Source organism: Roseomonas sp. TS2, from assembly GCF_058833935.1.
In genome coordinates this window covers 26,720-48,624 of record NZ_JCACVY010000002.1, presented here as the reverse complement: position 1 = coordinate 48,624, position 21,905 = coordinate 26,720, and the positions used below count along the sequence as shown (strand labels likewise).

Below are 21,905 nucleotides of genomic sequence, written 5' to 3'. Positions count from 1 at the left end.
GGAGCGGCAGCAGACAGCCCACGGCATGGCCAAGTCGCTGGTTCACTAGGATGGACGTCCCTCAGGACCATCCCAGCGTCACCGCCGCCAGGGCCAGGTAGCGACCCACCTTGGCCAAGGTGACCAGCGCCAGGAACACGGGGAACGGCTCGCGCATCACTCCGGCGACCACCGTCAGGGGGTCGCCGACAACCGGCAGCCAGCTGAGCAGCAATGACCAGCGGCCCCAGCGTTGGTACCAGCGCTGCGCCGAGGCCAGCGCATCCGGCTTCACCGGGAACCAGCGGCGGTCGCGGAAGCGCTCGACGGAGCGGCCCAGCAGCCAGTTGATGACCGAGCCCAGCACGTTGCCCAGGCTGGCCACCAGCAGGAGCAGGCCCGGCTCGTAGCTCCCGGTCAGCAGCAGGCCGACCAGCACGGCCTCGGACTGCATGGGCAGGATTGTCGCGGCGGCCAGGGCCGCCACGAACAACCCGCCATAGGCGGCGGCGAGGTCCACCATCATCGGACCCACGGAGCCGCCTCGGCAGCCTCCCTCACGGGCGGGAGATGCTCGCGTAGTAGCCCGTGGTGCGCAGGGTGATGGTGACCTCCCGGCCCGTGCGGTTGCGCCAGAACCAGCCGTGGCTGCCGTCGAAGGCCGCCCGCAACGAGCCCTCGTCGCCGTTCACCCCGCGGCCGGTCTTGTAGCCGTGGTAGAAGCCGCGGGCGGCGTTGGGCGGCTCGCCGTGGGTGTCGAAGTTGACCGGTCCGCCTTCCGTGCTCCAGGCGTAGTTCACCTGGTCGCCCTCCTTCATCTGCATCTTCACCTCGAGGCCCTGGTTCGGACGCAGCGAGAAGGCGACCTCGTCGCTGCGCTGGCCCGGCGGCATCTGCTGTGCCGCAGCGGCCGGTGCCGTAGCGGGTGCGGCGGAAGCCAGTGCTTGTGCCGAACTCTGCGGCGCTGGGGCCGTGGACGGCGCGGGCTGCGCCGCTGGCGCAGTGTTGGCCTCTGGGGCGGATCGGGTACGGGCTGGCGGGGTGGCCAGCGCCACCAGCGGCTGGAGGCGGACCAACTGAGCCTCAATGGCGGCGAGGCGCTGCTCGACGCCCGCCAGGCCCACCGCGACGGGCGAAGACGCAGCGGCATCCGCTTCAGATTCCTCGGCCAACTGCGTCTTGATCTCGCCCATCTCGGTCAGACCGAGCAGCCGCCCAACCCGCGTCGGGTCCACGCCGTAGTCGGCCGGGAGCACCACGAAAACCAGCAGTACGGCGGCGACACCGGCGGCCAGCATGGTGGACAGGCGAAGTTGCTCCGAGGAAGGCAGATCGTCCTGCGAGGGCATCTGGTTGTTGTACATGGTGTGTCTCCTCCTCAGGCGACGAAGTAGCCGGTGACCTGGTAGCCGAAGAGCATGAAGCCCAGGGTCATCAGGACGACGTTGGCGAAGTAGGCGTGCTGCTGGAAGCTGCGGGTGCGGCGCCAGTAGGTCATGGCGATCAGGATGGCGCCGAGCGCCAGCAGCTGGCCGATCTCGACGCCGACGTTGAAGGCCAGCAGGTTCGGCAGCAGCCCGTCAGGCGAGATGTTGTACTCGATGATCTTTGTCGATAGCCCGAAGCCGTGGCAGAAGCCGAAGACCAGCGTGGCGGCCTTGGTGTTCGGCTGGAAGCCGAGCCAGCGGCGGAAGGCGCCCATGTTGTCCAGCGCCTTGTAGACGACGGACAGGCCGATGATGGCGTCGATGATGTAGCTGTTGATGCCGACGTTGAAGTAGACGCCCAGCAGCATCGTGGTGGAGTGGCCGAGCGCGAAGAGGCTGACGTAGATGCCGATGTGCCTCAGCCGGTACAGAAAGAAGATGACGCCGAGCAGGAACAGGATGTGGTCGTACCCGGTCACCATGTGCTTGGCGCCGAGGTAGACGAACGGGATAATGTTCACCCCGGTGATTTCCTGGATGTAGCCGCGGTCGCCGTCGGAGACGGCGTGGGCGGCGGCCTCGCCGCCCGCCAGCAGCGCGGCGGCCAGGATGACGGCACACAGCAGGTGCCGCGGGAGTGTCGCTCCCGACGTGGATGTGGTCACGGGTTCAAGCCCAAAGCAGGAGAAGTCCAGCCGCCCTGAGGCGGCGATGAGGCTGCTCAGCTTGCGCGGCGCGGCGGCCTGTCGTGCGGGGACACCCCAGCGGCGGTGAGGCTGTTGCTGGGCGGCGGCGCCCACGGTTGTCGCCATTCCACAGATGCGGGAACCACGCCGGACGTCGGGATGGTCGCCTCGTGGACGTGGTCGGTGCCGACCGGCGCCAGGGCCGAGGGCTGGTGGCCGCCGGGCGTCCCGTACAGGTCGGCGGCATGGACGTGGCCGTGGTCGGCCATGGCCAGCCCGCCGACGCTCATGCCGTCGGCCAGACGCGCGCCGTCCCAGAGTGGGCTCGCCATCCCGATGACGATGACGATGACGATGACGACGGCCATCGCCAGCCTCCAGACAGCCCTGCACGTGGCGACGACGGTCACCCGCGAAATCCCCCAAAGCCAAGCGGTCCCCCGACCGCAGGGGGCGCCCATAGCACGTTGACCATATCCCCTCCAGGGGGATAGGAACTCAACATGTCGAAAGCAGAGCCCCACGTCCACGCCACGCATCCCGAGATCGTCAAGCGGCTGAAGCGGGCGGAGGGGCACCTGCGCAGCATCATCGGCATGATCGAGGAGGGCCGCCCCTGCCTCGACATCGCCCAGCAGATGCAGGCCGTCGAGAAGGCCATCATCCAGGCCAAGAAGACCCTGATCCAGGACCACCTGGACCACTGTCTGGAGCACACGGTGGGCGCGCTGCCGAAAGCGCAGCGGGCGCCGATCGACGAGTTCAAGGCCATCGCCAAGTACCTCTGAGAGGCGCCGATCATGCTCGCCCCGCTCGCCCATCCCATCTACCGGCGCCTCTTCCTGGCCCAGGTGCTGTCGCTGATCGGCACCGGGCTGGCCACGGTGGCCCTCGGCTTGCTGGCCTTCCAGTTGGCCGGAAACCAGGCGGGTGCGGTGCTCGGCACCGCCCTGGCCATCAAGATGGTGGCCTACGTTGGCGTGGCGCCGGTGGCCTCCGCCTTCACCCACCTGCTGCCCCGGTGAACCCTGCTGGTGTCCCTGGATGTGGTGCGGGCCGTGATCGCCCTGCTGCTGCCCTTCGTGACCCAGGTCTGGCAGGTCTACCTGCTGATCTTCGTGCTCCAAGCCTGCTCGGCCGCCTTCACGCCGACCTTCCAGGCCACCATCCCGGACGTGCTGCCGGACGAGGGGGAATACACGCGGGCGCTGTCGCTCTCGCGCCTCGCCTATGACCTCGAGAGCCTGCTGAGCCCCATGCTGGCGGCGGCGCTGCTGACCGTCATCAGCTTCAACTGGCTGTTCGGCGGCACGGCGCTGGGCTTCCTGGCGTCCGCGGCTTTGGTGGTGACGCTGGCGCTGCCTTCGCCGAAGCCGCCCGAGCGCCGTCGGGGCGGCGTCTACGAGCGCACGACGCGCGGCACGCGCATCTATCTGGCGACACCGCGCCTGCGGGGGCTGCTGGCCTTCAACCTGGCCGTGGCGGCGGCGGGCGCCATGGTCATCGTCAACACCGTGGTGCTGGTGAAGGGGAACTTCGGCCTGGGCGACCGTGAGGTGGCCTGGACCCTGGCTGCCTACGGCTTCGGGTCGATGCTGAGCGCGCTGCTGCTGCCGAAGCTGCTGGAGAACCTTTCGGACCGCACGGCCATGCTGGGCGGCGCGGCACTGCTGTGCTTCGGCATGGTCGTCGCCCCCCTGGTGCCGGGCTGGAGCGCGCTGCTGCCGGTGTGGTTCGTGCTGGGCCTCGGCAACGGCATGGTGCTGACGCCGTCGGGCCGCCTGCTGCGTCGGTCCGCCCATCCCAGGGACCGTCCCGCCGTGTTCGCGGCGCAGTTCGCCCTGTCGCACGCCTGCTGGCTGCTGACCTATCCGCTGGCCGGGTGGCTGGGCGCCGCCTTCAGCACGGACGCGACGTTGGAAGTCATGGCGCTGATCGTCGCCCTCGGGATCCTGACCGCCGCGATGGTCTGGCCCCGCCGGGACGAGGAGGACATCGAGCACGTGCACGGGGACCTGCCCGCCGACCACCCCCACGTTGCGCACGCGGCGGGCCACAGGCACCGGCATGCCTTCGTCATCGACGACCTCCACCACAGGTGGCCGAGGCCCTGAGGTCGGGCGCGCAGGGATGCCGCACAACGGCGGGAATACGGCGCACGGGTGCCGCTTATTGCCTGCGAGCCCGCTTACGGAGAGTTTCTACGTCCCTTCGAGGAAGCCGATTGCATCCTCCGGATGACCGGGATGGGCGCGAAGCAGCCTTGACATCCACTATCTATCGACAATACTCGATATATGGAATTGGATGACGCCCTGGCTTGCTTAGGTGCACTGTCACAGCCCACCCGGCTGGAGACGTTCCGACTGCTCGTCCGGCATGAGCCCGAGGGCCTGCCCGCCGGTGAGGTCGCCCGGCAACTCGACGTTCCCCAGAACACCATGTCGACGCATCTGGCGATCCTGACGCGGGCCGGGCTCCTTCGCTCCGAGCGCCTCAGCCGCTCCATCGTCTACCGGGCCGATGTCGAACGCCTGCGCGAGATGATGCTGTTCCTGGTCAAGGATTGCTGCGGCGGCCGCGCCGACCTGTGCCAGCCGCTGATCGCCGACCTGCTTCCCTGCTGCCCGCCCGAAAAGGCTGCCCCATGAGCGACGTGACCATCTATCACAACCCGGCCTGCGGGACGTCCCGCAATACTCTGGCCCTGATCCGCAACAGCGGCGAAGAACCGCAGGTTGTCGAGTACCTGAAGACGCCGCCGACGCGGGACGAGCTCAAGAGCCTCATCCAACGCATGGGCATCTCCGTGCGTGATGCCTTGCGTCAGAAGGGCACACCCTACGAGGAGCTTGGCCTTGGCGACCCGTCTCTTACCGACGACCAGTTGCTCGATGCCATGATGGCGCATCCTATCCTCATCAACCGGCCCATCGTGGTGACGCCGCTCGGCGTGAAGCTGTGCAGGCCATCCGAGGTGGTGCTGGACATCCTGCCGAACCCGCAGCAGGGCGCCTACGCCAAGGAAGACGGCGAGAAGGTCGTCGATGAGCAGGGCCGCCGCCTGATCTGATCCGGGCGTCCGCGCCTTCTCCCCCCTGATGACGACGTACTGCACCGCTGACCTTCCTGGGCAGCGGACGGTCCGGCGCGCCCTGCCGCCAAGAGAACCCGCCTGTATGCTGGCCCTGGCCATCTTCGTCCTCACCCTCGTCCTGGTCATCTGGCAGCCGCGCGGCCTCGGCATCGGCTGGTCCGCCATGGGCGGCGCCGCGCTGGCCCTGGCGACCGGCGTCATCGGCTGGGCCGACGTGCCGGTGGTCTGGGACATCGTCTGGGACGCCACCTTCACCTTCGTGGCGCTCATCATCATCTCGCTGCTGCTGGACGAGGCCGGGTTCTTCCAGTGGGCCGCGCTGCACGTGGCGCGCTGGGGCGGCGGCAACGGACGGCGGCTGTTCCCGCTCGTCGTGGTGCTGGGCGCGGTCATCGCCGCCTTCTTCGCCAATGACGGCGCGGCGCTGCTGCTGACGCCCATCGTCATGGCCATCCTGCTCAGGCTGAACTTCTCGGCGGGCGCCACCCTGGCCTTCATCGTCGCCTGTGGCTTCGTGGCCGACACCACCAGCCTGCCGCTGGTCATCTCGAACCTCGTCAACATCGTCTCGGCCAATTACTTCGGTATCGAGTTCGGCCGCTACGCCGCCGTCATGCTGCCGGTGAACCTGGTGGCGTTGGCGGCGACGCTCGGCGTGCTTTGGGCCTATTACGGCCGCCAGGTGCCCGCCACCTATGCGCTGGAACAGTTGGAGCGGCCAGGTGCTGCCATCCGCGACCACCTCGTCTTTCGGGCGGCCTTCCCGCTGCTGGCCTTGCTGCTGCTGGCCTACTTCGTCCTGGCGCCGCTCGGGGTGCCGGTTGCCATAGTGACGGGTGCCGCCGCCCTGGTGCTGCTGGTGCTGGCCGGGCGCTGGCACCGGGGCGGCAACGGCGCCGTGGTGTCCATCCGCAAGGTGATGGGCGAGGCGCCGTGGCAGATCGTGGTCTTCTCGCTCGGCATGTACCTGGTGGTCTACAGCCTGCGGAATGCCGGGCTGACGGACCACCTCGCGGACGCGCTGGAGTGGCTGGCCGGGCACGGCCTGTGGGCGGCGACCATCGGCACCGGCGTCGGCGCCGCGCTGATCTCCTCGGTGATGAACAACATGCCCGGCGTGCTGGTGGGCGCCCTGGCCATCGAGCAGGCCCAGGGCATCCCGCCCGCCATCCGCGAGGCCATGGTCTACGCCAACGTCATCGGCTGCGACCTCGGCCCCAAGTTCACCCCCATCGGTAGCCTGGCGACACTGCTCTGGCTGCACGTGCTGGCGCGCAAGGGCACCACCATCACCTGGGGGCAGTACATGAAGGTCGGCCTCGTCATCACGCCGCCGGTGCTGCTGGCCGTGCTGGCCGCCCTGGCGCTCTGGCTGCCGGTGGTGGGGCAGCCGTGAGCGATACGACCGCTCGCGCTACCCACCTGTCCTGACCACGAGGAGATCCCGATGAGCTCCGACCTCGACCTCTCGCTGCCCAACGTTGCTGACGACCATCTCCAGATGGCGGACTTCGCCCGCCTCGGCATCCCCGGCGCCAGCAAGCATCCGCCGCGCATCCTGCTGCTCTACGGCTCGCTGCGAGAGCGGTCCTACAGTCGGTTCCTGACACTGGAGGCCGAGCGCATCCTGCGCCGCCTCGGCGCCGAGACGCGGGTCTTCGACCCCCGTGACCTGCCTGTGGTCGACAGCGTGCCCGCCGACCACCCCAAGGTGGTGGAACTCCGGGAACTCTCGCTGTGGTCTGAGGCGCAGGTCTGGTGCAGCCCGGAGCGGCACGGCGCCGTCACGGGCATCCTGAAGAACCAGATTGATTGGCTGCCGCTGGAAAGCCGCGGTGTCCGGCCGACCCAGGGACGCACGCTGGCCGTGATGCAGGTCTCCGGCGGCAGCCAGAGCTTCAACAGCGTCAACACGCTGCGCCTGCTCGGCCGCTGGATGCGGATGGTCACCATCCCGAACCAGTCCTCGGTGCCCAAGGCGTACGAGCAGTTCGACGAGGCGGGCCGGATGCTGCCTGGGCCGCTCTACGACCGCGTCGTGGACGTGATGGAGGAGCTGGTGAAGTTCACCCTGCTGACGCGCCACATCTCCAGCCACCTGACCGACCGCTACAGCGAGCGCAAGGAGCGGGCGGAGAAGCAGGCCAAGGCCGACTTGGCCAAGCTCTCCGGCGCCGTCAGCTGAGGAGCGCCTACCCGACCAGCGGATCGGTGCGGTCGCCGTCACCCAGCGCCAACTGCATCAGCACGGTGTCGAGCCAGCGCCCATGCTTGCGTCCGGCCGACCGCAGGATGCCGATATGCTCGAAGCCGAGTGCCCCGTGCAGCCGGATCGACGCCTCGTTCGCGCTGTCGCCGATCACCGCCACCATCTGGCGGTAGCCGAGGGTGGCGCATTCCTGGATGAGGGCCTCGAGCAGGCGGCGGCCGATGCCGTGGCCGCGGGCCTCCTCGCTGATGTAGACCGAGTTCTCCAGCGTGTTGCGGTAGGCAGGCCGAGGCCGGTAGGCGCCCGCGTAGGCATAACCCAGCACGCGGCCATCGGTGCCCTCGGCCACCAGATAGGGCAGCCCGCGCTCGGTCGTGGCGGCTCGGCGCTGCCGCATCTCTTCGGCCGTCGGGGGCTCCGTCTCGAAGGTGGCGGTGCCGTGCAGGACGTGGTGCCGGTAGATGGCGGCGACCGCGTCCATGTCGGCCTCCGTGCAAGGCCGGATGGTCACTGCCGATGGCTGTCTGGCAGGAGTGGATGTGTTCGGGTCAGGCACGGAGAGGTTCCTCGGGCTGGATTGAGAGCACCTGATCTGGGGGAACGGTTTAGCCAGTCAGGCCCTCGCCGTTGCTGGCGGGGCCTTGCACGAGTTGGAGGAAGACGTCCTCCAGGTCCGGCTGCTTGGTGGTCACGCTGGCTATGCGCAGGCCTGCGGCACGGATGGCGGCGAGCATTTCATCAACATTGCCACTCGCCTGCCCATAGCGGAACACCAGCTTGGTTGGCATGGCCAGCACAGGACTGAAGGCACGAAGCACATCCGGGATTGCGCTGATCGGCGACAAGATATCGACGACGAGTTCCTGGTCCTCCACTCGCCGAAAGAGGGCGTCCGTGGTGTCATGGGCGACGATCCCGCCTTCCGCCAGAACGGCAATCTGGTCGCACAGCGCCTCGGCTTCCTGGAGGTAGTGCGTTGTTAGCAGGATAGTGGTGCCCTGACGGTTGAGGAGCCGGACGTAGTCCCAAAGCTGCTGGCGCAGGGCGACGTCCACGCCCGCCGTGGGTTCATCGAGCACGAGGACAGGTGGGTTGTGGACGAGTGCCTTGCCCACCATGAGCCGCCGCCGCATGCCCCCGGAAAGGCTTCGCGCGGGAGCTGTGGCCTTGTCCGCCAGCCCCAGCACCTCGAGGAGTTCGTCCGTGCGTCGGGCAGCCTTCGGGATACCGAACAGCCCGGCCTGGAGTTCGAGGGCTGCCCGGGCGGGGAAGTACGGATCCAGGGTGAGTTCCTGTGGCACCACGCCGATTGCGGCCCGTGTTGCTCGGGGTGCCTTGTCGATGTCGATGCCCCATACCCGCGCCGTTCCGCCCGACTTCCGCACCAGTCCGGCCAGGATGTTGATGAGGGTCGACTTCCCGGCGCCATTTGGCCCGAGCAGGCCAAAGATGCTGCCCCGCGGGATGGCCAGGCTCACTCCCTTGAGGGCGTGCTTGGCGGCCCGGCCGCCTGCGCCAGGATAGACCTTCTCGAGGCCCTCGACCTCGATGGCCGCTGCGAGCTGGTCGCGGTGAGTCATCGCCGGACCGGTGCTGGATGTCGGCTGGGTCACTGGCGCAGCCGCCAGCCCGACGCGAGCAGCCGGTGGCACAGGACGCCGAGCAGGCCGTTGGCGACGAGCACCACGAGGATTCCGGCAAGTGGTGGTGCTTCCGAGTGGCCCGTGATGCCGTGCCGGAAGCCGTCCACGATGTAGAAGACGGGATCCGCGTAGGCGATGGAGCGGAATGGCTCGGACAGGCTGCTGACGGCATAGAAGGTGCCGGACAGCAGCGTCAGCGGCGCGATGACGAAGTTCGTCACGGCGGCCTGGTGGTCCATCTTCTGGGCCCATAACCCACCCATGACGCCCAGCAGTGCGAACAGCAGGGAGCCGCCGACGGCGTAGAACAGGCAGAGGGCGGGATTCGCAAGCGGCAGGGGCACGAAGAGCGAGGCCGCTACGGCGGTCAGCGCGCCCACCAGGATGCCCCGTGTGACACCGCCAAGCACCATGCCCGCCAGGAACTCCCCCGGCCCGAGAGGCGCCAGCAGGAGGTCGACGATGTTGCCTTGGACCTTGGCGACGAGGAGAGACGACGAGGTGTTGGCGAAGGCATTCTGCAAGACCGCCATCATGACAAGACCCGGGGCGACGAAGACCAGGTAAGGAACGCCGCCCGGCGCTGGTGCATGGCGTCCGAGTGCCACACCGAAGACGGCCAGGAAGAGCAGCGTGCTCACCACTGGCCCGCCGACGGTCTGGGCGGCGACGGCGAGAAACCGCTGGACCTCCCGCCGGTAGAGGGTCGCCACCCCTATCCAGTTCACGCCGTCAGCGCCGATCCGTGTAGCCGCCAAACCACTCTCCATCACTGTGCCTGGATGAACCTGCATCCTGTCCCCGCTGGAAGGTCAAGGGTTCACCGACCCTCGGTGGTAGGCGCTGGACACCTGTCCACAGGATTCTGGCACCGTGCGCATGTTTGGCGCTCCGGCTCTTCCCTCCCGACGCAGTCAGGTCATGCCCTAGCCTCCGGCCGCAGCGACAAGCGCGTCCGGCGTCGGCGCCAGGGCCTCGACGATCCGGCACTCGGACACGGTGCCGCAGCCGCATTGGCCAATAAGGGAATCCAGTTCGCGGCGCAGCGCCTGCAAGTCCGCGATCTTGCGCTCGACCTCGGCCAGATGCTCGCGGGCGATCGCGTCAACCGCCTCGCAGGATAGGTCTGGCTGGCCGACGAGCCCCAGTAGGGTGCGAATCTGCTCCAGCGAGAAACCGAGTTCGCGTGCCCGCCGGATGAAGCTGAGGCGGCCGAGGTGTGCTTCGCCGTAGGTCCGGTAGTTCCCGGAGCTCCGCGCGGGCGGGGGCAGCAGGCCGACCTTCTCGTACCAGCGGACGGTTTCGACCTTGGTGCCGGTGGCTCGGGCCAACGCCCCGATGTTGAACGGCTTCTCGGAAGGCATGGCATTGACCCTGTAGTCACTACAGGGTCTATCTAGGGAGCCTGGGTGACCCGCCACAAGACGGGCACGTCCCTAAGAAGGGAAAGGGCAGAGCAGTGGCGGGCAGCGAGACGGCGGAACTGGAGCGGGGCGAGGTCAGCCTGCGCTACCATATCCAGGGCATGGACTGCCCTTCCTGTGCCGGGAAGGTCGAGACGGCCGTCAGCCGCCTGGAAGGCGCTGGCAGCATCCGCCTGAACTTCCAGACCGAGGTTCTGGCGCTCCGACTGGACGAGAGCCGGACACCGCGTGCCGTGGTCGAGGAGCGGATCCGCAAGCTCGGCTTCGGCGTGGAGCCGGTTGAGGGGCCCCGCATTCTGGCCGCCCTGGCTGAGCCCGAGGCAGGGCCGCCCCAACCTGCGTGGCGCGTCTGGCTGCGGGACCGCAAGGTGCGGCTGGCCATCGTCATCGGCACCCTCATGGCGCTGGCCTATGTCGTCTCGGAGGTGGTGCCGCAGGCCGGAGCGTGGCCCTACCTGCCGCCCGCCCTGCTCGGTCTCTGGTTCTTCGGCCGCAAGGCCATCGCGGGCGCGCGCGCTGGCTCGCCCTTCAGCATCGAGATGCTGATGACCGTCGCGACGGTCGGCGCCATCCTGATCGGCGCCACCTCCGAGGCGGCGATGGTGGTCTTCCTGTTCACCGTGGGCGAGGTGCTGGAGGGCGTCGCGGCCGGACGCGCTCGCGCGGGCATCGCGGCCCTGACGGCGCTGGTGCCGCGCACGGCCTTGCGCATCGAGAACGGCGAGGCCCGCCAGGTACCGGCCGCCAGCCTCGCCGTGGGCGACATCGTGCTGGTCCGGCCCGGAGACCGGGTCTCGGCCGATGGCGAGGTGACCGAAGGCGAGTCCGAGGTCGACGAGAGCCCGGTCACCGGAGAATCCGTGCCGGTTCCGAAAGCCGAGGGTGCCTCGGTCTTCGCGGGCAGCATCAACGCCACCGGCGCGCTCCAGATCCGCGTCACCCGCCCGGCCGCCGACAATACCATCGCCCGCATCATCAGGCTGGTGGAGGAAGCGCAGGAGGCCAAGGCGCCGACCGCGCGCTTCATCGAGCGCTTCTCGGCCCTCTACACCCCCGCCGCTGTTGCGGCCGCCGCCCTGGTCGTGGCGGTGCCGCCACTCCTTTTCGGCGGCGAGTGGTCCACCTGGGTCTACCGTGGCCTGGCGCTGCTGCTGGTCGCCTGTCCCTGCGCCCTGGTGCTCTCGACCCCGGCAGCGATTGCCTCCGGCCTGGCGGCGGGCACGCGGCGCGGCCTGCTGGTCAAGGGCGGGGCGGCGTTGGAGGCGATCGGCCGCGTCCGCACCATCGCGTTCGACAAGACCGGCACCCTGACCGAGGGGCGCCCGCAGGTGACCGACCTGCTGCCGTTTACGGGCAACGAGCGCACGCTGTTGGGCCTGGCTGCCGCCGTGGAGAATGGCTCCAGCCACCCCCTGGCCCAGGCCATCCTGAAGCGGGCCGAGACCGAGAGGATCCCGCTGCGCCCGGCCCGCGAGGCCCGCGCCATCCCCGGCAAGGCCGCCGAGGCGCTGGTGACCGGCAAGCGGGTCACGGTCGGCTCGCCTGGCTACGCGGTGGCGCAGGCGCCTCTGCCACCTGAGGCGGAAGCGGCCGCCGCCGATTGGGAGGCGCAAGGAAAGACTGTCGTGGTCGTCACCGCCGGAGGCACCCACCAAGGACTCATCGCCGTGCGCGACGAGCCGCGCGAGGACGCCGCCGCCGGAGTGCGGGCGCTGCGTGGGATGGGCGTGCAGCCGGTGATGCTGACCGGCGACAACCCTCGCACCGGCAGGGCCATCGCTGAAGCGCTCGGTCTGGAGGTGAAGGCCGGGTTGTTGCCGGAGGACAAGCTGCGCGAGATCGGCGCGATGGAGGCGCGGGCGCCGGTGGCCATGGTCGGCGACGGCATCAACGATGCGCCTGCATTGGCGGCTGCCTCGGTCGGCATCGCCATGGGCGGCGGCACCGACGTGGCCTTGGAGACGGCCGACGCCGCGCTCCTGAACAGCCGCATGCTGGACGTGGCGGCGTTGGTCGGCCTGTCCCGCGCCACGCTGACCAACATCCACCAGAACGTTGCCATCGCGCTCGGGCTGAAGGCGGTGTTCCTGGTGACCACGGTGGTCGGCGTCACCGGGCTGTGGCCCGCCGTGCTGGCCGACACCGGCGCCACGGTGCTCGTGACGCTGAACGCCCTGCGCCTGCTGCGCCACCGCTACAGGGACGGCCCGGTCCATGGCTGACCCGGACCGGACACGAAGCCGCCCGGCCCGCAGCGGCAGCATGGAGCTCCTTGGCGCTGCGCGCGCCGTCGCTCCCCAGAACGGAAGGACAGTGAGATGAAGCGCAGAGCGCTATTGGTCAGCCTTGGCATCGGCATTCCAGCCGGTGGCGTTCTTGGCTGGGGATTGTCGGAATGGATGCTGCGGCGCCTGCAAGGTTCGGCGCCACAGCGCTCCAGCCCGATGCAGCAGCCGATCGGCTCGCCCTTCGCCCTGACCGACCACACCGGCCGCCGGGTCACCGACGCGTCGTTCGCCGGGACCGTGCGTTTGGTGTTCTTCGGCTTCACGCACTGCCCCGACGTCTGCCCGACAGGTCTCGGCTACATCGCCGAGGTCATGGATGGCCTGGGTGACGAGGCCGCGAAGGTGCGTCCCCTGTTCATCAGTGTCGACTCCGGCCGCGACACACCCGAGCTCCTGGCTGGTTACGTGGCGAACTTCCACCCGGCACTGATCGGGCTGACCGGCACGGAGACGGAGGTTGCACAGGCCGCCAAGGCGTTCCGCACCCACTACGGCAAGGTGCCGACCGGGGGTGACGCCTATGTGATGGAGCATTCGGCCTCCATCTACCTGCTGGGGCCGGAGGGGACGCTGCGCGGCTTCCTGGACACCCACGAGCCGTCCACCACGGCCATTTCCAAGGTCCGCCTGGCGTTGCGGGACACGGCGCAGGGTTCCGGCCGTGCGGCGGGATCCTCGTCGTGAGGCGCCGCGTTCTCCTGGCCGCGATGCCCTTCGCATTCGGGCGCCGCAGCCAGGCGCAGGGCCCGGCGAAGGTGCTGGCCGAGCGGGCCTGGTCCCGGCCCGCGCTGGCACGGATCGGCACCGCGGTCGTCTATGTGACGCTGCGCAACGAGGGGAGCGAGCCGGTCCGTGTGACGGGTGGCAGCACCCCCGTCGCCGAGGGCGTCGAGATCCACGAGAGCGTTGTCGACAACAACGTGGCGCGCATGCGCCCGCGGCCGGATGGCGTTGCCGTGCCGCCGGGCGGCACTGTCCATTTCCAGCCGAGCGGCCTGCACCTGATGCTGATGAAGCCCCGTTCGGATCTCAAGGCCGGGCAGAGCTTCACCCTGACGCTGCGGTTGGACAGCGGCGAGTCCCTCGCGGTGCCGGTCACCGTTGGGATGCGGGAGCCTGCCGCCGGACACGGCGGCATGCACCACTAAGGCCGAAGGAGGAGGACGAACATGCGGCCCGGGCTCACCAATCCCATTCTCGTTCAACGCTTCCCATGCGCCCGTTTCGGAGCGCAGCCATGAAGGCCACCAGCACGGTGCCTCAGCGCCAGACCGCGGCGGGTGCGACACCCTGGCCCGCGCTCTTCGCCGCCTGGATAGTGGCGCTCGTCGCAAGTCTGGGCGCTCTCTACATCGGCGAAGTGATCGGCCAGACACCCTGCTCGCTGTGCTGGCATCAGCGGGCCTTCATGTTCCCGCTCGCCATCCTGCTGGCTGTGGCCTGCTATCGCTCCGACGCGGGCATCTGGCGCTACGCCGTGCCACTGGCCGCCATCGGCTGGCTGGTGGCCGGATGGCATACGCTGCTCTTTTTCGGCGTCGTGTCTGAGGCCATCCAGCCCTGCACCGCTTCTGGCCCGTCCTGCTCCGGCGAGGGCATGTCCCTGCTCGGCTGGGCGCCGCTGCCGGTGCTGTCGTTGCTGGCCTTCACGGCCGTCCTGCTCTTGTTGCTCGTGGTCGCCCGGGGAGGGCGGGAAGCATGAACCGGCGCGCCCTCACCATTGGCACCGGCGCCTTGGCCGTTGCGGGCTTCGGCGTTGCCGCTTGGCTGTATCCGCAGGGAGACGTGGCAGGCCCGGCGACCACCGGGCAGGACGACAATTACGTCCGGCCGCACTCGCCCGTTATCGGCAAGGCCGATGCGCGCGTCACCGTCGTCGAGTTCTTCGACCCGTCCTGCGAGGCATGCCGCGCCTTCCACCCGGTCCTTGGGCAGATCCTGGCCCGCCACCCGGACGAGGTGCGGCTGGCGCTGCGTTACGCGCCGTTCCACCAGGGTTCGGACGAGGCGGTTCGGATCCTGGAGGCGGCCCGGCTCCAGGGGCGCTTCGAGGCGGTACTCGACGCGCTGTTCGCGAGGCAGCCTGAGTGGGCCGTCCATGGCGCGCCCAACCTGGAGAATGCCTGGAGGATGGCAGGCATCGCGGGCCTGGATCTTGACCGGGCCAGACAGGACGCTCGGCGGCCGCAGATCGACCGCGTGCTCCAGACCGACACGGCCGACCTCCAGGCTTTGCAGGTCCGCCAGACGCCGACGTTCTTTGTGAACACGCGCCCGCTTCTCTCCTTCGGCCCCCGGCAACTTTACGAACTCATCCTGAGCGAAATCGACGCGACGAGATAGGAAGACGGGCGGTCGGTTCAGCCTTAGGCCGGGCATTGGGGAAGCCGGGTGGTCCCGCTGCCCTCCTCCCCTCCCTCGATGGCGCGGGTGTAACGACGGAGCGGCCTCGCAGCGGCTGCTTCAGCCTTCCTGGACGCCCGTCCCCTCGCTGAGCCGGGCATCGCCCTCAATCACCAAGCACGAAGTCAAACAGCAGCTTCATGTTCAGCGCGACGATGATGGCTGCCGATGCCCAGCCAAGGGTGATCTGCCACAACGGGGCGGCGAGGTTCCCAAGCCGGTTGCGGTCGCCCGCGAAGAGCATCAGGGGGATGACGGCGAAGGGTAGCTGTAGCGAAAGGACAACCTGCGAGAGGATCAGCAGTTGGGCCGTGCCGCTCGCCCCATACCACCAAGTGACCACGACGGCCGGAATGATGGCGACGAGGCGAGTGACGAGACGCCTTAGCACCGGAGGAAGCCGGAAGCGCAGAAAGCCCTCCATCACGACCTGGCCGGAGAGCGTGGCGGTGACCGTCGCGTTCAATCCACACAGGAGCAGCGCGATGGCGAAGAGCGTCGCGGCGGCTCCTGCTCCCACCATCGGCGCCAGCAGTTGATGCGCCTCCTGGATCTCCGCCACGTCGGACCGGCCGCCCGCATGGAACACTGCCGCCGCGGTGATCAGGATGGCTGAGTTGACCAGGAGGGCGAGAGAGAGGGCAACAGTGCTGTCGATGCTGGCGAAGCGGATGGCCTCGCGCTTTTCGGCCTCGTCGAAGCCATAGGCCCGCGACTGGATCACCGCCGTATGCAGGTAAAGGTTGTGGGGCATTAAGGTCGCGCCGAGGATGCCCATGGCAATGTAAAGCTGCGTCTCGTTCGTGATGATGGAGGCGGACGGAAGGTAGCCTCGCAGGACGGCACCCCAGTCCGGATCGGCCAGCGCGATCTGGGCCGCGAAGCAGCCGAAGATCAGCACGATGAAGCCGAAGATGAGCGCCTCGAGCCAGCGGATTCCCTTGTTCTGGAGCCAAAGGATCAGGAAAGCGTCAAGGGCCGTGAGCAGCACGCCGATGATGAGGGGGATGCCGAACAGCAACTGGAGTGCAATGGCAGTGCCGATGAGCTCCGCGAGATCGGTGGCGCAGATCGCGATTTCGGCCAGTAGCCAGAGCGGGTAGGCGGCGGCTCGCGGGAAACGCTCTCGGCAGAGTTGCGCCAGGTCACGGCCAGTGGCGATGCCAACGCGGGCACAGAGAGCCTGCAGGAGGATCGCCATGAGTGACGAGGTCAGCGCCACCGCGAGAAGTGTGTATCCGAAGGCGGACCCACCGGCGAGTGCGGTGGCCCAGTTACCAGGGTCCATGTAGCCCACTGCCACGAGATAGCCCGGGCCGATGAAAGCCATCAGCTTCCGCAGCCAGCCTGCTGCGGAGGGTACGGCAACGGTGCGGTGAACCTCGGGAAGACTCGTTGAGCCAGCGAGCGGGAGCGGGGCCGGATTTGGACCAGCCGCTGTCGCTGCATGGGAGGATGACGGCGGCGGCGTCATGCAGGGCCTCCAAATTCCAGCCAAGGCTACATCTTTTCGTTAGAACGTCGCAAGGATCCTGGAAGATAGCTACAATGTCGTGATGCCGACCGGATCAACCCCTTCCCGCCGCCTGCCTCCTGTGGACGCTCAAGCCGCGGGCTTTGCTCTCCAGCGCGCGGCAGACCGCACGGCGTTGACCGAAGACTACGTCGAACTGATCGCTGACCTGCTTGATGAGGACGGCGAGGCTCGGGCGGTTGACGTCGCTCATCGCCTTGGTGTGTGCCACGCGACGGCCACGGCGGCGATCGGACGGCTTCAGCGGGATGGCCTCGTCGACAGCCGCCCTTATCGTGGCCTGTTCCTGACGGAGGCGGGTCGTGCCATGGCCGAGGCGGCGCGGCGGCGGCATGCACTGGTGGTGCGTTTCCTGCTGGCGCACGGCCTCGACAAAGCCACAGCCGAAGCGGATGCCGAGGGCATCGAGCACCATGTCAGCGCCGCTACCCTCGCCGCGTTCGAGCGCTTTCTGGCGGAGCGCGGTGGGTAAGCGCTGCGGCTGGTCTGCCCAACGGTCTTGTTTGGCCTTGGAAGTTCAGCCGCTTTCAGGGTGCGGACTGGAGCCGGGCAGCGATTGCTTGAGCGCCACCGGCAACAGCGCCAGCACCATCAGGATGTTCAGCACCGCGGCCCCGCACAAGGCGGCCAGCGTCACCCGGGTGCCAAAGCTGTCCAGCAGCCAGGCGCCCAGGAAGGGCGAGGCGGCCTGCGCGATCAGGGTCGGCATCGCGATCTTCCCCATCAGGACGGCATAGCCTTCCTTGCCGAACAGGGCCAACGGCACCGTCCCTCGGGCGATGGAGCGGATGCCACTGCCCATGCCGTACATGACGATGCCCGCCGCCACGACGCCCGGCGCGCCCACCAGCATGCCCAGGCCAGCCGCCACCAGCACCGCCGAGGCGACCAGGCTCCAGATCGGATGCGCCTTCTTGCCGAAGAGCATCTCCAGCACGCGGGCGCCGACCTGCGCCGGGCCGATCAGCGTGCCCAGGGCAACGGCCGCCGCCAACGCCAGCCCCTCCGACTGGAGCAGGGTCAGGAGGTGGACGGAGATGACGGTCATGATGACCGCCGCCAGGGTGAAGCCCGCCGCCAGCACGACGAACGCGTAGCGCTGGCCCGCCTGCACGTGGCCCGGCCCCATAGCCGTTTTGGCGGCCACAGGAGCCGTGGCGGGCTTGGCGGTTTCGCGCGGAACCCCGAAGAGGTAGAGCGGCAGCACCACCGCGAGATGGATGACGGCGTAGGTCAGGCAGGCGCCGCGCCAGCCCAGGTGGTCAACCAGGAAGGCGCTGAGCGGCCAGCAGACCGTGCTGGCGAAGCCACCGAACAAGGTGACGTGGGTGATGGCCGAGCGTGCCTGTTCACCGTAGAGCCGCCCCAGGGTCGAGAAAGCCGGGTCGTACAGCCCGGCACCCATGGCCAGCCCAAGGACCACCCAGGCCAGTACGAAGACCGGCAGGCTCGGTGCCAAACCGAGAAGCAGCAAGCCAGCGGAGAGCAAGACAGCGCTGGCTGCCAGCACCGGGCGGCCGCCACGCCGGTCAATCAGGTGGCCGATGCGCGGGGAGGCCAAGCCGGACACCAGCATGCCGATGGACAGGGCGCCCATGATCCAGGTGAGCGGCCATCCCGTGTCAGAGGCGATCGGTCCGGCGAGCACGGCCAGCAGGTAGTAGGACGAGCCCCAGGCCAGGATCTGGGCAACACCGATAGCGGATACAACGGTCAGCCGGGAACGGCTGGTCGCCGGACCTGTGGAGCCAGCCTCGGCTGGGATGGCAACCTGGCTCATTCGGCAGGCTCTGCCGGGACGGGCACCTTCTGGTCAGCGGTGCCGCAGCATGGGGCGTCCTCCGCCAGCTCGGGCTTGGGCGCGCAGCAGGCGCCCTGAGGCGTCTTGAGCGTGCAGCACGAGGAAGCCGCGTCAGCGTCCGCAGGCAGTACCCGGCTGCTGCTGCACACGCCGGTCTGCGGCAGGTCGAGCTCAACCCGGCGCGCGGCCTCGATGTCGCCCGCCAGAAAGGCGGCGATGGAGCGCACCTGCTCATAACCGGTGGCCAGCAGGAAAGTCGGCGCGCGGCCGTAGGAGGCCATGCCCGCCAGGAAGAGCCCGCTGTCTGGCTGCTGGAGTTCAAGGGCGCCGTGAGGCCGGACGGTGCCGCAGGAGTGAAGGTTGGGATCGATAAGGGGGGCAAGCACGCGGGGGCATTCCAGCGCCGGATCCAGGTCCAGGCGAACCTCACCAAGGATTCCGAGGTCGGGCCGCAGCCCGGTGGCGACCACCATCTGGTCGGCCTCCGCCGACCGGCCCTCGACGCTGAGCACCTGTAGGGAGCCAGTGCCGGTCCGGCGGATCTCGTCCACATGGAACGGTGCGAGCAACTCGACGGCACCGGTCTCGACGAGGTGCCGCAGCCGTTGCCCTAGGGCGCCGCGCTCCGGCAGCTGGTCGGCCGCGCCGCCGCCGTAGGCCCGCGTCAGGTCCGCTCTGCGGGCCGCCCACAGGACACTGGTGCCCGGCGCGTGCTCGGCGAGGCTGGCGAGGTCGATGAGGGTGCCGACGGCGGAGTGGCCGGAGCCGACCACAAGGATACGCTTGCCCGTGTAGCGACCGCGCTCGGCGCCGAGGACGTCGGGCATGCCGTGGCGGATGCGGTCAACGGCGTCCCGCTCGCCGATGGCGGGCAGGCCGGAGGCACCGGCCGGGCCTGGGTTGCCCCAGGTGCCGGTGGCCACGATGACGGCGCGGGTGAGGAGGCGGCCCTCATCACCATTGGCCTGGAACCTGATCTCGAAGGGTTGCTCCCCGCGTCCGGCATCGCGGACCTTGCCCGTGCGCTGGCGCGCGATGCCGGTGACGCGCGTGTTCAGGCGCAGGCGGCTGGCGATGTCCGGGAGCCCGGCCAGCGGTGCCAGGTAGCGGTGGACGAGCTCACGACCCGTCGGGAAGCCGTCGGGGTCCGGTGCCGTCCAACCGTGCCGCTCCAGCAGGGCCTGGGCCGCCCAGTCGATATTGTAGCGCCAGGGGGAGAACATGGGGACGTGGCCCCAGGCGAGCGGCGCCGTACCGACCGTGAGACCGGCCTCCAGGATGACCGGCTCCAGCCCGCGTTCCAGCAGGTGGGCCGCGGCGGCGAGACCGACTGGTCCTCCGCCGATGATGGCAACGGGCAGCGATCCGGGAGCGGCGGGGACCGCATCGGCCCTGTTCTCTGGGCGAGGCGTGCCGGAACAGCAGGAGGTCATCTGACGTTCTCCTTGGATATGCCTCGTTGGGCGATGCATTCGGATAAGCCAAAGGTCAGCATCGACAGGTGCCCTTGGCCTTGGCGCGGGCCGTGGCGGCACGGTCGGTCTCGGTCAGGGTGGCCGTGGCGTCCATCCAGGCTCCCAGGCCGACCTTGAAGGCGTCTCGGCCCTTGTCAGTCAGGGTGTAGACCTTGCGCCCGCGGCCAGAGACGACCTCGGCTTCCGAGGTCACGTAGCCGCCCTGCTCGAACTCGCGCAGCGTCGGGTAGAGGGCGCCCTCGGACGGGGAGCAGCAGCCGTTGGTGGTCCGCTCCACGGCGCGCGCGATGTCGTAGCCGTGCGCCGGTCCGTCGTGCAGCACCTGGAGGACGAAGAACCGGCTGAGCGCCATCTTGATGGTTCCGGCCCAGTAAGCCCTGTCCGTGAAGTCCGGGGAGGGACGGGCCAAAGCGCGGAGGGCAGGTTCCTTCGACATGTCGGCAAACTATACCTTGGAGGGCGATGCATCAAGGTGGCTCAGTAGCCCAGCCGAACCCAGTTCTGTCATTGGCTGGCAGTGAGCTATGTCCGGTTTGGGGAAGTTGGTGGCACCGGAAAATCGGCTGCTTTGGGCGCCGAGCGGAAGTGTCAGGGCGGTTGATGTTTAGGTTTGAGCGTCACCGAATGGGTTCGGAACCCGGGTCACGTTCGGCTTACTCTGATCCTTGTCCGTTAGCCGGTCTCCTTCGCCCTCGAGTACCTGCACGACCGCCTCTAGTAGTTCCCTGAGGCACCGGGCGTTCTCTAAGCCCTGCCGATCGCGCGTGAGGTCGAGCGAGCCGTACAGCGACACCCGGTCCAGCCGGTTCTCGACGGTGAGCTCGCCGATGGATGTCGAGGCGGCCTCGTCAGCGAAGGGAGAGATCGTCACCGCTTTCGCGGCACCGGCGCTGTCGTTTCTCTTGGGCATGCAAGTGCTCCTTCAGCGTCGTCCCAGCACCCGGACAAGCAGGACGACCATCACCACCGCAAAAACGCTGCAGACGATGAGGGTGTTCCTACTCCAGCCAGACGACTGGGCTTGTTGAGCAGGCGAGGCGGGGGAGGCAGGCGCCGTCGGATTGGTCCGGCGGGCTTGCGTGCCGCTTCCCGGTCCACCGCTCGCGACCTCGTCCTGCCGCTCGCAGGCGCCGCGGACGTTGTTCGGCTGCGGCTCCGGCAGCGGGAGGAGCCGGTCACGGGTTGCGGCGGCCACGCCGGGGAACACCTCGATCCCAGTGATCTCGCGCAACTCGGACATGGAGACGGCCCGCCAGGCCATGCCCGGCGCGTTCTCGACGACGTAGGCGGCCGCCCCGCGCCTGGGGACGTAGACCGCCTTGTAGAGGGAGGTCGGCACCAGCACACGGTCGTTGAGGCGCTGCAGGGTGTCTCCCGCGAAGACCGGGCCGGTGACCACGTAGACGTCACTGGCGTCCGCGGCCAGGCGCCGGACCGTGGATTCAATGCCCTCCCATAGGCAGCGGTTCGAGCCGGGGTTCTGCGGCACCATATTGGCCAGTGAGAAGCTCTCAGCCATCGACGTCGCCGTGCCCATGTCGCCCGCAGGCGCCATGTGGCCGCGGTCGAACCCGGAGCGGGCGTAATCGGCCAGCCGCGCCCGCTCGTCGGGCGGAAGCTGCTGCTCTTCATGGAAGTTGCCCTCGCGCTGGGTCTCGCGTGCCGCCGCCATGCGGGCGCGGGTCAGGTGCTCGGCCACGGCCAGCGGCGTGCGGGAGACACCGCTGTGCAGCACGGCGTAACCCTCGAAGCACAGCGCGCTAACCTGCGCGGCGAGGGCAGGGCGGACGATGTCCGGCGCCTTCCCGGAGGCGAAGTGCTCCGGGCAGCTGGTCGTAGCGGCTAGTGCAGGCGAGGAAGCGGCCGCTATGCCGATGAGGAGCACCGGGTACGAAACGCAGCTCCAAGTCCGGCTTCGAAAAGTCAGCATTATGGCGGC

The 21,905-nt window shown here is 68.8% G+C and carries 27 protein-coding genes; 13 read left to right on the top strand and 14 right to left on the bottom strand.

Annotated features, from left to right (window positions below; all coding sequences use genetic code 11):
- Positions 1-61: 61 nt before the first annotated feature.
- The 4 genes from ACZJYS_RS00790 to ACZJYS_RS00775 are packed head-to-tail and all read right to left on the bottom strand — an operon-like array spanning position 62 to position 2,460.
- Positions 62-505, bottom strand: a complete 444-nt coding sequence (locus tag ACZJYS_RS00790) for a YqaA family protein (RefSeq protein WP_493175285.1) — start codon at positions 503-505, stop codon at positions 62-64.
- 31 nt (positions 506-536) lie between these two features.
- Positions 537-1,343, bottom strand: a complete 807-nt coding sequence (locus ACZJYS_RS00785; protein WP_493175173.1) for a hypothetical protein — start codon at positions 1,341-1,343, stop codon at positions 537-539.
- Between the two features lie 14 nt (positions 1,344-1,357).
- Entirely contained in the window at positions 1,358-2,071 is a 714-nt protein-coding gene (locus tag ACZJYS_RS00780; RefSeq protein WP_493175172.1) for a HupE/UreJ family protein, read from the bottom strand.
- A 56-nt stretch (positions 2,072-2,127) separates the two neighbouring features.
- Complete coding sequence (locus tag ACZJYS_RS00775; RefSeq protein ID WP_493175171.1) at positions 2,128-2,460, bottom strand: hypothetical protein; 333 nt, start codon at positions 2,458-2,460, stop codon at positions 2,128-2,130.
- A 135-nt stretch (positions 2,461-2,595) separates the two neighbouring features.
- Here ACZJYS_RS00775 and ACZJYS_RS00770 point away from each other — a divergent pair, with 135 nt between their 5' ends.
- The 7 genes from ACZJYS_RS00770 to arsH all read left to right on the top strand — a co-directional run bounded on the left by ACZJYS_RS00770 (position 2,596) and on the right by arsH (position 7,374).
- Positions 2,596-2,880 carry a metal-sensing transcriptional repressor gene (locus tag ACZJYS_RS00770; RefSeq protein WP_493175170.1) on the top strand — a complete coding sequence of 95 codons (285 nt, stop codon included), beginning with the start codon at positions 2,596-2,598 and terminating at the stop codon, positions 2,878-2,880.
- Between the two features lie 12 nt (positions 2,881-2,892).
- On the top strand, positions 2,893-3,117 hold the full coding sequence (locus tag ACZJYS_RS00765) for a hypothetical protein (protein WP_493175168.1): 225 nt from the start codon (positions 2,893-2,895) through the stop codon (positions 3,115-3,117).
- Between the two features lie 9 nt (positions 3,118-3,126).
- Entirely contained in the window at positions 3,127-4,206 is a 1,080-nt protein-coding gene (locus tag ACZJYS_RS00760; RefSeq protein ID WP_493175166.1) for an MFS transporter, read from the top strand.
- Positions 4,207-4,389: 183 nt separating this feature from the next.
- Complete coding sequence (locus tag ACZJYS_RS00755) at positions 4,390-4,743, top strand: ArsR/SmtB family transcription factor (RefSeq protein WP_493175164.1); 354 nt, start codon at positions 4,390-4,392, stop codon at positions 4,741-4,743.
- Complete coding sequence (gene arsC / locus ACZJYS_RS00750; RefSeq protein ID WP_493175162.1) at positions 4,740-5,165, top strand: arsenate reductase (glutaredoxin); 426 nt, start codon at positions 4,740-4,742, stop codon at positions 5,163-5,165. Before ACZJYS_RS00755 ends, arsC begins: the two co-directional genes overlap by 4 nt.
- 106 nt (positions 5,166-5,271) lie before the next feature.
- On the top strand, positions 5,272-6,585 hold the full coding sequence (locus ACZJYS_RS00745) for an arsenic transporter (RefSeq protein ID WP_493175160.1): 1,314 nt from the start codon (positions 5,272-5,274) through the stop codon (positions 6,583-6,585).
- A 51-nt stretch (positions 6,586-6,636) separates the two neighbouring features.
- On the top strand, positions 6,637-7,374 hold the full coding sequence (gene arsH / locus ACZJYS_RS00740) for an arsenical resistance protein ArsH (protein ID WP_493175159.1): 738 nt from the start codon (positions 6,637-6,639) through the stop codon (positions 7,372-7,374).
- Positions 7,375-7,381: 7 nt separating this feature from the next.
- On the opposite strand, the gene ACZJYS_RS00735 is transcribed toward arsH, so the two are convergent.
- The 4 genes from ACZJYS_RS00735 to ACZJYS_RS00720 form a co-directional block, all read right to left on the bottom strand.
- Complete coding sequence (locus ACZJYS_RS00735; protein ID WP_493175157.1) at positions 7,382-7,909, bottom strand: GNAT family N-acetyltransferase; 528 nt, start codon at positions 7,907-7,909, stop codon at positions 7,382-7,384.
- 94 nt (positions 7,910-8,003) lie between these two features.
- The gene (locus ACZJYS_RS00730; protein ID WP_493175155.1) at positions 8,004-9,011 is read right to left on the bottom strand and encodes an ABC transporter ATP-binding protein; all 1,008 of its coding nucleotides are present in this window, start codon (positions 9,009-9,011) and stop codon (positions 8,004-8,006) included.
- Positions 9,008-9,754, bottom strand: coding sequence for an ABC transporter permease (locus tag ACZJYS_RS00725; protein ID WP_493175153.1), 747 nt, complete (start codon positions 9,752-9,754; stop codon positions 9,008-9,010). The genes ACZJYS_RS00730 and ACZJYS_RS00725 overlap by 4 nt, the downstream gene beginning before the upstream one ends.
- A gap of 213 nt (positions 9,755-9,967) precedes the next feature.
- Entirely contained in the window at positions 9,968-10,405 is a 438-nt protein-coding gene (locus tag ACZJYS_RS00720; RefSeq protein ID WP_493175151.1) for a MerR family transcriptional regulator, read from the bottom strand.
- A gap of 95 nt (positions 10,406-10,500) precedes the next feature.
- Between ACZJYS_RS00720 and ACZJYS_RS00715 the strand changes: the two genes are divergently transcribed.
- From ACZJYS_RS00715 to ACZJYS_RS00695, 5 genes are all read left to right on the top strand, one after another.
- A complete protein-coding gene (locus ACZJYS_RS00715; RefSeq protein ID WP_493175149.1) occupies positions 10,501-12,687 on the top strand; it encodes a heavy metal translocating P-type ATPase in 2,187 nt (728 codons plus the stop codon).
- Between the two features lie 96 nt (positions 12,688-12,783).
- Positions 12,784-13,437, top strand: a complete 654-nt coding sequence (locus ACZJYS_RS00710) for an SCO family protein (protein WP_493175147.1) — start codon at positions 12,784-12,786, stop codon at positions 13,435-13,437.
- Complete coding sequence (locus tag ACZJYS_RS00705) at positions 13,434-13,901, top strand: copper chaperone PCu(A)C (RefSeq protein ID WP_493175145.1); 468 nt, start codon at positions 13,434-13,436, stop codon at positions 13,899-13,901. The genes ACZJYS_RS00710 and ACZJYS_RS00705 overlap by 4 nt, the downstream gene beginning before the upstream one ends.
- 89 nt (positions 13,902-13,990) lie before the next feature.
- On the top strand, positions 13,991-14,455 hold the full coding sequence (locus tag ACZJYS_RS00700; protein WP_493175143.1) for a disulfide bond formation protein B: 465 nt from the start codon (positions 13,991-13,993) through the stop codon (positions 14,453-14,455).
- The gene (locus ACZJYS_RS00695; RefSeq protein WP_493175141.1) at positions 14,452-15,096 is read left to right on the top strand and encodes a DsbA family protein; all 645 of its coding nucleotides are present in this window, start codon (positions 14,452-14,454) and stop codon (positions 15,094-15,096) included. The genes ACZJYS_RS00700 and ACZJYS_RS00695 overlap by 4 nt, the downstream gene beginning before the upstream one ends.
- 166 nt (positions 15,097-15,262) lie before the next feature.
- Here the strand turns inward: ACZJYS_RS00695 and ACZJYS_RS00690 are convergent, their stop codons facing one another.
- On the bottom strand, positions 15,263-16,630 hold the full coding sequence (locus tag ACZJYS_RS00690) for an Nramp family divalent metal transporter (protein WP_493175140.1): 1,368 nt from the start codon (positions 16,628-16,630) through the stop codon (positions 15,263-15,265).
- 82 nt (positions 16,631-16,712) lie between these two features.
- Between ACZJYS_RS00690 and mntR the strand changes: the two genes are divergently transcribed.
- The gene (mntR, locus tag ACZJYS_RS00685) at positions 16,713-17,162 is read left to right on the top strand and encodes a manganese-binding transcriptional regulator MntR (RefSeq protein ID WP_493175283.1); all 450 of its coding nucleotides are present in this window, start codon (positions 16,713-16,715) and stop codon (positions 17,160-17,162) included.
- Positions 17,163-17,207: 45 nt separating this feature from the next.
- Here the strand turns inward: mntR and ACZJYS_RS00680 are convergent, their stop codons facing one another.
- From ACZJYS_RS00680 to ACZJYS_RS00660, 5 genes are all read right to left on the bottom strand, one after another.
- A complete protein-coding gene (locus tag ACZJYS_RS00680) occupies positions 17,208-18,470 on the bottom strand; it encodes an MFS transporter (RefSeq protein WP_493175139.1) in 1,263 nt (420 codons plus the stop codon).
- Positions 18,467-19,924 (bottom strand): FAD-dependent oxidoreductase, encoded by a 1,458-nt coding sequence (locus ACZJYS_RS00675; RefSeq protein WP_493175137.1) that lies wholly within the window; start codon positions 19,922-19,924, stop codon positions 18,467-18,469. The genes ACZJYS_RS00680 and ACZJYS_RS00675 overlap by 4 nt, the downstream gene beginning before the upstream one ends.
- A gap of 55 nt (positions 19,925-19,979) precedes the next feature.
- Positions 19,980-20,318, bottom strand: a complete 339-nt coding sequence (locus tag ACZJYS_RS00670; RefSeq protein WP_493175135.1) for a PadR family transcriptional regulator — start codon at positions 20,316-20,318, stop codon at positions 19,980-19,982.
- A gap of 252 nt (positions 20,319-20,570) precedes the next feature.
- Positions 20,571-20,876, bottom strand: coding sequence for a hypothetical protein (locus ACZJYS_RS00665; RefSeq protein ID WP_493175133.1), 306 nt, complete (start codon positions 20,874-20,876; stop codon positions 20,571-20,573).
- 12 nt (positions 20,877-20,888) lie between these two features.
- Complete coding sequence (locus ACZJYS_RS00660; RefSeq protein ID WP_493175132.1) at positions 20,889-21,896, bottom strand: DNA/RNA non-specific endonuclease; 1,008 nt, start codon at positions 21,894-21,896, stop codon at positions 20,889-20,891.
- Positions 21,897-21,905 lie beyond the last annotated feature (9 nt).